Annotated in this window: 12 protein-coding genes; 11 read left to right on the top strand and 1 reads right to left on the bottom strand. The window is 31.3% G+C overall.

The window, feature by feature from the left end; all coding sequences use genetic code 11:
* Window positions 1–91: 91 nt before the first annotated feature.
* The 11 genes from CXF68_RS18295 to CXF68_RS18345 all read left to right on the top strand — a co-directional run bounded on the left by CXF68_RS18295 (window position 92) and on the right by CXF68_RS18345 (window position 11,691).
* Window positions 92–511: a hypothetical protein gene (locus CXF68_RS18295; RefSeq protein WP_101046540.1), complete on the top strand. Its 420-nt coding sequence runs from the start codon at window positions 92–94 to the stop codon at window positions 509–511.
* A 575-nt stretch (window positions 512–1,086) separates the two neighbouring features.
* Window positions 1,087–3,072, top strand: a complete 1,986-nt coding sequence (locus tag CXF68_RS18300; RefSeq protein WP_101046541.1) for an amidohydrolase — start codon at window positions 1,087–1,089, stop codon at window positions 3,070–3,072.
* A 111-nt stretch (window positions 3,073–3,183) separates the two neighbouring features.
* Window positions 3,184–3,687: a hypothetical protein gene (locus CXF68_RS18305; protein ID WP_101046542.1), complete on the top strand. Its 504-nt coding sequence runs from the start codon at window positions 3,184–3,186 to the stop codon at window positions 3,685–3,687.
* A gap of 764 nt (window positions 3,688–4,451) precedes the next feature.
* Window positions 4,452–5,162 carry a hypothetical protein gene (locus tag CXF68_RS18310; RefSeq protein WP_101046543.1) on the top strand — a complete coding sequence of 237 codons (711 nt, stop codon included), beginning with the start codon at window positions 4,452–4,454 and terminating at the stop codon, window positions 5,160–5,162.
* A 292-nt stretch (window positions 5,163–5,454) separates the two neighbouring features.
* Window positions 5,455–5,844 (top strand): hypothetical protein, encoded by a 390-nt coding sequence (locus CXF68_RS18315; RefSeq protein WP_101046544.1) that lies wholly within the window; start codon window positions 5,455–5,457, stop codon window positions 5,842–5,844.
* Window positions 5,845–6,189: 345 nt separating this feature from the next.
* Window positions 6,190–6,720: a hypothetical protein gene (locus tag CXF68_RS18320; protein WP_101046545.1), complete on the top strand. Its 531-nt coding sequence runs from the start codon at window positions 6,190–6,192 to the stop codon at window positions 6,718–6,720.
* Window positions 6,721–6,735: 15 nt separating this feature from the next.
* Window positions 6,736–7,827 (top strand): linear amide C-N hydrolase, encoded by a 1,092-nt coding sequence (locus tag CXF68_RS18325; protein WP_101046546.1) that lies wholly within the window; start codon window positions 6,736–6,738, stop codon window positions 7,825–7,827.
* Between the two features lie 33 nt (window positions 7,828–7,860).
* Window positions 7,861–8,214: a hypothetical protein gene (locus tag CXF68_RS18330; protein WP_101046547.1), complete on the top strand. Its 354-nt coding sequence runs from the start codon at window positions 7,861–7,863 to the stop codon at window positions 8,212–8,214.
* Window positions 8,215–8,311: 97 nt separating this feature from the next.
* Window positions 8,312–9,925 carry an alkaline phosphatase family protein gene (locus CXF68_RS18335; protein ID WP_101046548.1) on the top strand — a complete coding sequence of 538 codons (1,614 nt, stop codon included), beginning with the start codon at window positions 8,312–8,314 and terminating at the stop codon, window positions 9,923–9,925.
* Window positions 9,926–10,450: 525 nt separating this feature from the next.
* Window positions 10,451–10,711: a hypothetical protein gene (locus CXF68_RS18340; RefSeq protein WP_101046549.1), complete on the top strand. Its 261-nt coding sequence runs from the start codon at window positions 10,451–10,453 to the stop codon at window positions 10,709–10,711.
* Between the two features lie 86 nt (window positions 10,712–10,797).
* Window positions 10,798–11,691 (top strand): IS1595 family transposase, encoded by an 894-nt coding sequence (locus CXF68_RS18345; RefSeq protein WP_101043257.1) that lies wholly within the window; start codon window positions 10,798–10,800, stop codon window positions 11,689–11,691.
* 84 nt (window positions 11,692–11,775) lie between these two features.
* Here CXF68_RS18345 and CXF68_RS18350 read toward each other — a convergent pair whose 3' ends face one another.
* Window positions 11,776–12,795, bottom strand: coding sequence for an SMP-30/gluconolactonase/LRE family protein (locus CXF68_RS18350; RefSeq protein ID WP_101046550.1), 1,020 nt, complete (start codon window positions 12,793–12,795; stop codon window positions 11,776–11,778).
* Between the last annotated feature and the right edge of the window lie 12 nt (window positions 12,796–12,807).

Consider the following 12,807-nt stretch of genomic DNA (forward strand, 5'->3'; position numbering starts at 1 on the left):
ACATTGAAAACAATCAAAGATTGTGTCAAGTACATTCTTTTTAAAAACAAAATCACTTAAAATCGAATTTGAGTTATAAAAATTAAATAAAATGAATACAAAGAACATAGCAATTAAGTTATTTAACAACACTACATATTGTTGGGAAGCTTTTCCAAACAGTTCAAATGACGAGATAGCATTGAATGATTTTGATAGCAAGAACAAAGATCAAAAATGGACGCTTATAAATAATAAAATAACAATTAACACTAAAAATCAAGGTACGAAAGTGGCTGAATGTTATCCTAACTCTAATTGTTTAGAAACCTCTAATAACCATCCCAACAACAGCGACCAAGTTTTTCAAATTAAAAATGTATCAGGTGAAAATTCTAACGTCTATTTTATAAGTTGTGAAACAAAAAATAGAGGAACACTTTATGTTTATGGAAATTCTAAAAACCATACTGGAATTGGACTACGTGAATACAATAGTTCTGATACAGAATTATATTGGGTTATCGAATAATCACTAAGTAACTTAAAAACAACATTTTTCACCTTCTTAGCTATATAACCAATCAACTACAAAACAATAGCGGATAACAACAACCTATACGACATTTTAATTGTTGTGTAGGTTGTTCTGTTTTTACAAAAAAATTCTGATATAACAGTCAATTTTGGTAGCCTCGAAACAACTAGTCTAAAAAATTAATATATGGAACATATACAATGTTTTTTCATAAACCTTCCTTCTACCCTATCATCTAACAACAAAACCAACTGTTATAACACTAAACACCAACTGATCTACACATATATCCTAATTATTCACAACGCTTCTTAACTTTAAATAAATTCTAAAAAATAACACATTCCCCTTTTTACCATATTCACAACATAAAAAATTGTATTCACAACATTAGCTTAATTTTTAAGCCATTTAAAAAGTAGTTTTATATCAGAAATTAAAAACCAACACTATTTATAATTCTCTAAAAATAACCAAAGTAGAGTTCAGTAGCTACTATAAAAATAGGGCGGAATCTGAAAAGTTTTGTGAGTAAGAATAAAAACTAAATAAACTTAAAAAACAAAACCATGAGTCATACACACAATCACCCAGAAGGATTACACTGTTCGTGCTGCAATCCCATGTGGAAGTCATTACTTCCTAATATTGAATTAGAAGAGGGAAAGAATAATGAAGACGCTGAACACTCGGAAACACTCATCTTTCGCACGGGTAGTAATCCTGCGGAGAAAGACGATAAAAGAGTCGGCTACATTCAAACCATGGCTGGCGGTAAGGATGTCATGGTAGAAGCTGTTGGTATTCAGGATGGTCATATTATTGTGACAGGTTCGCATGAATATGTAAAGGCCAATATGCCAGTAGATACCACTGAGCAAATTATATATGGCAGGCAAACACTTCTACCAGGATTTATTGAACCACATATACATATTTTACCAAGTGCCGTTTTCAATATGGCTACAGATGTAGGTCCTTTTATAGGACAATACTTAAGAACTAATATAGCGCTTACAGAAGAAAAAAAATACAGTAAAAATTGGGTGATAAGAACGCTACGAGATCTATCATTAGCTGAATCAGCATCGAAGAAAGAAAAAGAAACAACTTGGATTTTTGGTAGAAATGTAGACCCTTCTTTACTTATTGATGAAAGTAAAGAATTTAACGCCGAAGTACTGGATAAAATATCAGATGTTCAACCTGTTTTTTTAATGAACTCATCTGTACATTTGGCCTATGTGAATACTGCAGCTATTAAGTTGGCAAAAAATGAAAATATAATACTGCCTGCCAGTGGTGTTTTGAAAGAGATTGCTGAGATGCAACTTGTTTTACCGCTTATCATTAAAAGCATAGACCCTATTGCCCTTAAAAAAAGACTTTCTACTGAAGTGGATACTATTTTCACAGAAGCTAGTCAGAGAGGAGTCACTTATGTTTTTGATGCTGCAGTGGAACCTTTCTCTAAAGATTCTCCATTAAATCAGCCTGACTACCTCGAAGCAAAGGCTAATAACGATTGTCCTGTACGAATAGGTGGTGCCTTAGTTGCTGTTACATTAAATGATTTCAATAGTAAAATAGAAGGTCGATACCATCCAAACCAAGGGGATGACAAGTTCAACCTAGCGTACATAAAAGTAATCTCCGATGGTTCCAATCAAGGAATGACAGGTTATCAATATACACCTTACGATTGTGATGAAAATTACAATCTTTATGGTAGTGACAATGCTAAAAACATTGCAGAACAAACCAATGAAGGCATCTTTAACTATGGGTATCCTTTAGAGTTCGATACTATGATTAGCAAAGCTGTTGATAATGATTGGCCCATAATGGTACATGCCAATGGTGATCATGCCTTAGACCGTACAATCAAGGCATTCAAATTATCTGGTATTAATAAATCAACTATAGAAGCCCGAAGAGACAGAATAGAACACGCCTCTTTATTATCTGATCAAAATATGACAGATATGCAAAAATTAGGAATATCACCAAGCTTTCTAATTGGTCATGTGGGTTACTGGGGATGGGTATTTCAACAGACTATATTAGGCCAAGAAAGAAGTAATCATTTAGACAGATGTCACTCAGCCATTCATGACTATAACATGAGAATAACGCTTCATAGTGACTATAGTGTTACTCCATTAGGTCCGTTACGTATGATGGAACAATCTATTACTCGAATAATGGAAGGTGCTCCTAAAGAATTAAATATTCAAGTATTGAATAAAGCAGAACGTATTACTAGGTTTCAAGCACTTAAGGCAATGACGTATGATGCTGCCTGGCAATGTCATGCCAACCAATGGGTTGGATCTCTGGAAGTTGGTAAATGTGCTGACTTTGTCTTATTAGAAGAGAACCCACTTACTTATAGCTGTGAAGAAGGAGTTTATTCCGCTAAAGGGATGCGAAACATTCCTGTATTAGAAACCTGGAAAGGAGGAATAAAGAGATATAGTACTGCTGATGAAATTAAAGCACTATTGCTTCAAAACCCCTCATTGAGAGCTAGGACGAAAGAAGGAGTTATATAGAATTTATCAGTGGATCAGAACCCACTTTAATAAACGAACTGACTTGCACAGAAAAAGCAAGGGAGTAATCTGAAAAGCCTTACGAGTAGGAACAAATAAATCTAATAAATCATGGAGAATTTAACAGAGAAAAAACACACTTTGGGTAGAGAAATTCTAAGTCAATTAGCGATAGAGGCATTGGCAGCAGAAAAAACAATTAAAACAATTAAGTTTAAATTAAAATTAGGTAATGCAGATCGGGGTTACATGGGACTAAATAAAAAAAATAACGGGAACCACTTTATCTGTGATGTGTCAGAAAAAGATGCTGCTATTTTTAATATAAAAACTACGAAGTACACAAAAAAAGATCACTTCACTTATGAACTAAAGGACAATCCCTACAAAGGAAATTGGCTAGACTATCATACAGGCTCAGGAGAAATCTTTGCAGAATCTCATTCTTGGATTGAAAAAGACATAGCTATTTGGCAATACAAGGACAAGAAATTACAGGCACTCATAGGAAAAAAATTTGGAGAACTACCAATATGTGGAGAAAAAGATTCGGTTTTAATGTATGCAAGTGCACGCATGAATCCGTTTGAAATGACTGTAGAAGAAGTAAAATAACTTTAAAGGGAGATATTTTTTCTCCCTTTAAATCAAAACTCAGTTATAACTTATACAACTAATCTGTTATTATAAGGTCTAATGGCACACTATTCCAGAAGAATTGGAAACCACAATTGAGCAGCTTCTAAAAATACTTTGATAGGAGTTTTTTTACAAAACTCCAATACTATTGTCTCGTACCACACTATCTGTGTTATTATAGAATATTCATATTAAAAACAGTAAGTAAAAAGAACAGAAGAAGGCTGCAAAAATATTTTCCGTTAGTAAAAAACAATAATGTACTGGTTAACAGCACTACAAATCATGCTTTGTAAATGAAGTCTGAATTTGGACGAAGGAATAAAATCAAATTGTTCATTAATGAATTAGTATAATACCTATTGTAGAAGCAGGGAAAAATATTCACCATTGCAAATAACTTACAACATAAGTATAGTAGTTCATTAACATCCTATTTAGGTGTTATTAGATCACTTAATAATACAGTCAAAATAAAGACTACTGGAAAGTATGGTGGCCTATAATATAATTAAACCATAAACAAAGAAAGCAGGTGTCCATAAATGAAAAGTGATTTTGGTTTAAAAAACATAAAATCATTAAAACAAAAAGAGTGGTTCAATAACAGTTCTATTGGATGATAAAGAGCCACTAAATAATAAAAACACAGTAAAAATAAAGACCACTATAGGTTTAGTGGCATGTTATAGGCAATGAAGAAAGCCTATAACACTAAATAAATTAAAAAGAGATATATTATGAATGATTTTAATCAACAAGCAGTTGTGAAACAAACACTTAATAGACTTATCCTTAAGGGATCGGGGCAAAAACTTTTTTCTAGTAACCTGAATAATGCGTTAGTACTGGATAGGTTGTCCGTTCAGATCAGTACTCTTCTTATCAAAGGCTATAACGAGGAAAGTAATCATGCATTCCTTGGAATATGGATAGGAACTGGCCCTCTTAACTCGATGACTGATCTTGTAGGACAGTCGAGACTGACAGCAGAAAGTAGTACAGGGGATTATGTTAATCAAAATATAGAGATCACAAAAGGAGGAATCGACCTACAAAACGGGATTTACACAATCGGTCTTTTTGCCTCAGACAATATCAACACCTTGATTGCGACATGTACACTTACCAATGGAAAAGGTGGAAATTATCATGGCACCTCTGTATCAATCACTAGTATGACTGAAAGAGCGATCAATGTAAGTTATTCAGTACCCCCTCTCATTAACCCCTCACTACGTCGTGACGTAATATGCTTATACAAAAAGAATGAACCGCAGATCCAAGGGGTTAATATAGCCAGTGCGTTTATCTCTAATAAAGAGGCTTTGGGGCATCAATTAGTAGATATAAGTTCCGTATTAATGCAACCAAACGAAACCTACCTCATTCAATATTTTGCTGATAACAAATGGGGCGGAAGTGCTTCAGCTATCGCATTCAATGTGTAATAAAAATCAGGTAAATATAGGATATCAAACAGGGAATAACAACAAACACCTATTCCTGATATGCATGTTAACAAGATATCGTCATCTAACCATATCTTAAAGCCCATTAAAACGGGCTTTAGCTCAATAGTTACAAGCAATTAGGAACTCCTATACCATAAAAATTAGAATAACTGTAAAACATCAAGTTTTTAAACGTTCTTCTCCATACAAAGTAGAGTTCAGAAACTACTATAAAAAACTAGGCGAAATCTGAAAAGCCTCATGAGTAAGAAAAATAAAAGTTATAAAAATGTCAAACGTATTAAAATCTAAAACAATAATTAAGCGACCTACAGAACCATCATTTTTATCAGAAGATCAACTTCCTTCAAAAAAAGAATATATCCACAATTCTAATACATATACAATATCTATTGATTTATTTCAAGAGTTTGGATCAGTGCAAATTCGTTGGAGAAACAATGGTCCAATAGGAAAGTTCGATTTTGTTGCATTATATGAAGGCTATGTGCCTTCTGACCCTAATACAGGTTATAGTAATTGGCAATGGGTAACTGATAGTCAAGGAACGTTTAATACAGAAAAGCAATATGGTTCAAACTGGACTGCCGCTTATGTAGCATGGGATTTTGAACTTGGTAAGTATGTTGTTGTTACAAAAGTTGGTCCAACTTCTTAATCAAAGACTCTTTAAATAATATTCATTATCAAATACAATTAAATAACTTAGTAGTTTACCTGCTCCTTAAACATTCAATTAAGGAACAGGTTTTTTTATTTCAAAAAACACCTAGAAACCAATACTAAAAACTTACTGACCGTTTATTCTCTTATTACAACATAAAAAAGCACACTCACAACATACATTATAAATTCACGCTCCTAAAAATATAGTTTTACATAGAAAATAATCAATATAACTAATTAACTCAACTGTTTCAAAAAATAGATGAGCTAATACAACATTACAATAACAAAACGAACTCAATAAACTTTATAAAAACAACTCATTAAAAAAAATAAAATGTCTACACTACACGATAATAATTTCGATTTAAAAATGATTGGTTTATCTGATTTTAATTTTACGGTAACCGATTACTTTATTACTAAAGAACAACCTTGGGATGGTATTAGCACTTCTTCTAATCAAAAAGGGGCTATGATCACTGCAAAAGCAGGTAGAAAAGGTTCAAAAGAAACTGCAGACTGGTTTAAAAAAAATATAATTAATGGCTCTGCTATCGGTTGCCAAACGATTGATAAACTTCCTTCAAAACTAAACTTTGCTTTTAAAGGAACTATGAGTTTTTCTCATAACGGAAATTCTTACATAGGCAAAGATATTGTAATTGGGCAAGGACACACTGCTGCCTTCAGAAATAATTGGTGGATTGGAGGTACAAATATGTCTACACTTACCGACCTTCCTGTAGGTATCCTTTCTATTATAGCTCAAAACTTCAATCAAGGTAAATTTCTAAAAGCTAAGGTAACCTTTACTATTTCTGTAGGCGATGTTTCTTCAATGGGTCTGAATACTATTTCAATTTAATAAAAACCAAAAATTATGTGTACAAGAATATTTAATAATTTCAATAATAGTTTTTTAACAACAGCCAGAAATATGGACTGGGCTACTCAAATGGCTACTACCATTTTTGCTTTTAAAATAGATAATGACCAACCTATGGTTAAATCAGGAACTTCTATAAGAAATGAAAAAACATTGGTTTGGACTGCTCAATATGATAGTATAGTTACCATGATAGAATCTAAAGTTACTACAGATAATTCAAAAGAGAAAGAAGAAACCATTTTTGGTGCTTCTGACGGTATAAACTCGGTGGGACTAGTAGCAAATTTACTATATGATAGTAACGCTACATATCATCGTAGTAATGGAAGTTCATGCAAAAATTTAGATGTATTACGTTGGGTACAATTTGTTTTAGATACTTGCTGTTCTGTAGAAGAAGTAGTTAATAAATTCAATAAAGATGCCTCTGTACAAATTCAACTTATTGGAGGAAAAGTACCTGGTTCAGAAAGTGAGGCTTCATTACATTTAGCCATTTCTGATGTACTTGGAGATTCTGCAATTATAGAAGTTAATCAAGGTCAATTTAGAATTTATCAAAACGAAAAATTCAGAGTAATGACCAATGAACCTTCTTATGCTAGACAAATTGAATTAAATCAATTTTGGGAATGGCAATGGAGTAATCAAAATAATTTCCCAAGTAATACACTCCCCGGAGGTCCATTTCCTTCTGATAGATTTGCTAGAGCATCTTATTATTTAAATCATTTATATGAACCTGTTAGTATTTCCGACTCTTTAACACAATCTAAATCTGTAGTTATGAATGCTTCTGTTCCTGTAAATTTTAATTCAAAACTTAAAAAACATCCTAATATTGCACAAACACTTTGGACCACTGTTGCAAGTCATAATGAATTAACATATTATTTCTGTAATGCTCGTACAATTGGAAATATTTGGATGGACCTTAATCAAATGGAATTATTTCCTTCTTCTGTTTCACAACTTATCGTAGTTAACGAGAACCAAGATTTAACTTTTGAAAATAAATCATTGTACGGTTTTCAAAATGAAAACTTTAAAGAGACATCAGATCCTTTTTCTATCAATTTATAAAAAACTGCTTTAATAATCAAAAAATTTAACATCGTGAAAACTTTAGAAAACATAAAAACTGAAACTATTCAAGTATTAAAAACTAACAATCAAGAAGCAAGTTTGAATGCAACATATAACTCACATTCTCAAATAGAGGACCCTGTATTTAATTTCAAACTTAATGGCTTAAATGCTACAAAATGGGAATTAACTTACAGTGAAGTTGCTATCATTTTTGCGAGAAAAGAAGTTTCTGTTCAAGAAAAATCAGAATATCCGAGTTTAGGATTATTTTCAATTGGAAAAAACACTAACTGGCTATACAACCATAATTTATGGGAACAACCTAAAGACTTAGAAAGTGCTATTTATAAATTGTTAGAATTTAGCTTAACTGGAAAATAACAGTAACAGGATTACTCCTATCACCAATTTACCTAGTAATAGGTGAAAGCAATTATAATACTCATATTATGAAATTAAACAATAGATCACAAAGAACATGGAAAAATTAGATTCTTTTAAAAAGGTTGTTGTCCTTATGTTAGAGAACCGATCTTTCGATAATCTCTTAGGCTTCCTTTATAAAGATGGGGTTCCTGAAGGTAAAAAATTTGAAGGTTTACAGGAAAAAACAATAAGCAATCCAATACCAAAAAGAGCCGAAGGCTCTGAAAAGAACAAGGTTATTGAAGTAAGTAAAGCAGAAAATTATCATCAACCTTATCCAGACCCTGGAGAAGAGTATCAACATGTAAATACTCAATTATACAATTATATATCTCCTGAGAATATAGGTATCTCGGCTAGTAAAATGAAACCTCCATATAACATTCCTAAAACCACACCTTCTACTCCTTCAATGAACGGTTTTGTTAACGATTACATCAATACTTTAGAGGCATTATCTGGTTATAAAACGACAGAGGAAGAGTATCGCAAAATCATGCAATGTTTTACTCCTGATAAAATACCTGTGCTTACAACACTTGCTAAAGAGTTCGCCGTTTTTGACCATTGGTTTTGTTCAGTTCCAAGTCAAACTTGGTGTAATCGATCTTTTTGGCATGCTGGTACATCAGGAGGAAAAGTAATCAACCCAAATAACTTAGAAACCGCTGAACAATGGATAAACGATGTTTGGTCACAACCTACTCTATTTGATAGATTATCTGAAAATAAAAAATCCTTTACCATTTACACAGAAGACTATCCCATTACAGCCCTTGTTAATGGTATTAAATATTGTAAGCAGACAGAATTTGGAGGTCTTAATAAATTTAAAGAAGATGCCTTAAAAGGAAAATTACCAAATTACTCCTTTATAGAACCTAAATTTTATGGGCAGCATAATGATCAACATCCTTCTGCCTATTCTACCTCTGGCCCTTCAAAGGAAAAGAAGCTTCAAAAAAAAAATGTAATACCTAAAAGTGAAACATATACCAAAGAAGGAACCGTATTATTAGGAGAAAAACTCATATGGGATGTTTATAATGCTGTTAAAAACAGTCCCGAGCGTGACGAAATACTACTAATTATAACACACGATGAACACGGGGGGTGTTTTGATCACGTTGCTCCTGGAGTTGGTATACCTCCTACGCCAAAGAACAAATCGAAATCTATGAATTTTTCTAGAAATAATGAAACAGAAGATACAAGCTTGGGATTTTCATTTGATCGTTTAGGTGTTCGGGTTCCTATGGTTATGATTTCTTCTTTCATAGAAAAAAACACTATTGTGAATGATACTCATGACCATACTTCTTTCATAAAAACAATGTGTGAAAAATGGGGAATGGAAGGTTTAACAAATAGAGATAAAGCTGCAAAATCATTTGCTCCTGTTTTCTCTAATAAAAAAAGAATTGATTTCCCTGATATTCCAGAACCTCAAATAACGGATATAAATGAAAAAGAGTATGACGATGATAAACTCAATGGATTACAGAAAACAATTATAAAAAATTTACATTTATGTGTTTTACATTCCCTTAGGGAAAAGAATCTAAATTCAGATAAATTAGTAAATATTAAAGATATAGATACTGTAAAAAAAGCAAAAGAATATATGAGCATATTAAAGTTGATTATTGATGGGATGGATATATAATGTTAAATTTTGATCTCATTTATATAGTAATACATGAATTTAGAATATAAAAAAGTACATTAATTGATATAAATTCCAAATATTATATTTGGAATTTTTTTTTAGTAATATGCAGCATCGTTATCTTTTATTTTCATTTTTCACTTTACTAGCAACATAAAAAAACGCATTCACAACATTAGCTTAATTTCTAAGTGCTTTAGAGGTAATTTTATAATAGAAAATAAATAGCGCTGTACATTAGTTTTCAAAAATTAATCAAAGTAGAATTCAAATACTACTATAAAAAAACGAGATATCTTTTATAACAACCTTATAAGTAGGTAAATTAAAAACTAATATTATTTCTGAGAATGTTAAATCAATTATTAATGTCGATAATCAAACAAATGCGTACGCTATTACCTCTACAAATATAGACTATGGCAAAATCGAAAAAGGCTCATATTCGATTCCTCCAAAAACAAAACAACTTGGTATTAAATATCAAGGAGCAAAAGGGAGTATACTATTGGTGATATTTGGATGGATTTAAAACAAGTAGATTTATTTCCTTTTTCTGTTTCAAAACTTACTATAATACCAGAAATTAAAGAAAAAGGAGAATTTACATTCATAAACAAGCCGTTCTATGGTTTTCAAAATGAAACCTTTATAGAAACTACTAATCCATTTACGGTAATAAATAACATTCAAAAACAACTATTTTTAAAAAAATTACAAACTATAAACATCTATTACAAGGAGATACAAAAACTTAATATTCAAAATAAATATTCCTTTTAAAGAAGTTTACATACTAAATATGATTTCAGATTATAGAGGTCAGTATATAAGTTCATATCTTTAAAGTCAACGAATATAATGTTATTATGAATATTTTTAAAGGCCAAAACCTTCTAGAGTTTGCTGATCGGTTCAAAACTAATGAAGATTGCAAGGAATATTTGGCAGATATTAAATGGAAAAATTGTTTTCAATGTGTTAAATGTGGTCATAAAAAGGCTCAAATAAGAAAGGATTTCTCACGTACTTGCAATATTTGTTCTCATCAGGAATCTGCAACGTCAAACACACTTTTCCACAAAGTTAAATTTGGAGTTAGAAAAGCTTTTTTCATTGTTTTTGAAATGAGTACAAGTACAAAAAGTCTTTCTGCAAGCTATGTTTCAGTTCGTTTTAGTGTCACAGAAAAGACAGCACGTTTATTTATGCTTAAAATTAGAGAGGCTATGAAAAGTAGTGGAAATAATCCTATGACTGGGATTGTTCATGTTGATGAGTTTGTTCTAGGTGGTCGTGAAAAAGATAAAGTGGGCAGAAGTTATAAAGCAAAGAAAAAGAAGGCTATAACTGCTGTTGAGCTAACTGAAGATGGAAAAGTAAAAAGAATGTATGCAATGAGAATCGAAGATTTTTCAGCTACTTCTTTACAATATATTTTCGTGAATCATATCAGTCGAGAAGCTAAAGTGATAACTGATAAATGGAGAGGCTACAGACCTATTGCTAAAGCCTATGATATTACCCAAATTGAAAGTAATGGAGGTATGAACTTTAAAGCTCTTCATACAATGATTCATCAAGTGAAATCTTGGATAAGAACAACTTACTCTTGGGTAAGTGACTTTAACATAAACAGATATTTTAATGAATTTTGTTTCAGAATTAATAGCTCACAAAGCAAAGAAACAATATTCAATAACTTAATAAGAAAAATGGTTGAAAAGGGTAAAGTACATCACGAACAAATTATATGTAGATAACTACTGACCTCTATCAGATTATATATAAAACAGCAGAAGTCTTATTTAATTAAAGTTTCTGCTATTTTATATATTGAAAGCTTTTTATAGCTTAGACAGTTCTACAATTTTAAAAGAATTAAATGTTTTATTATTATTGAACAACTTTGTTAAGTGACTTTCTAAAATAAAAGTTCCCTTACCTTTTATTGAAGTTGCGGTTGTAGGGAAAGATCCTGTTTCGGTTGCGCGTTCATATTCGACACGTAGGTTTTCAATTTTTTTATTTTTGACTATTATAGAACTTACAGCAATATCGTCATTTGAATTCCCTATCTGTATTAACCTTCCTTGTTCATCTATTTCTAAGCCATCTATAAAAGATATTGGAGTATCAAAAGTTTCAATAATAGGTGATTTATCTAAAGTTAACGTATACATATAACTATTCGCTGTATGCGATATAATTAATTGATTTGTAGGCGCATAAAAAACAACACCATTCAATCCAAAATCATTATTAGTAGTCTCTGCTCCTATTATAGTATAAAATAAACTAGCTTTATTATTAATATCTATTTTATAAATATCTGCATTTCCAAATGAATTGGTTACATAAATATTCCCTTTATCATCTACTGCAATATCATTAGCAAAATTACCTGTACCTGTAGTTAAACTTTCAAGAGAAATTAAAGCTTCTTTTTCACCAGTTGTTAAATTGTAAATAGCAACTTTTGCTGTTACTCCTCTAGTTACTGACGTTGATTTTAAAGAGGCTCCTGCATCTGCTATAGCAACTATTAAACGGTTTCTTAATTCATCGGTATATACACCAGTTACAGCTATTAAATCTTTATCATTTATAAATGTTTTAAGCTCTCCTGTAGTAGGATTTAATTTAGCGATCTCTCCTTTGTAAAAAGACCCTACTACAAATAAATTATTTGTATGATCATAATCTATTCCCTCTGGATAAAAACCTGCTTCGGTAATACTTAAATTTTCTTTAAACTCTGCTCCATTATTCTTTATCACTTCTTGTACATCATCTTCATTACTAGTACATGCTCCTAATAATAAGGCTGCTGTTAATACTATTACACTTGTTTTTATTATTTTCATATTATTTATTAT

The organism is Tenacibaculum sp. Bg11-29 (assembly GCF_002836595.1).
Taxonomy (GTDB): Bacteria; Bacteroidota; Bacteroidia; order Flavobacteriales; family Flavobacteriaceae; genus Polaribacter.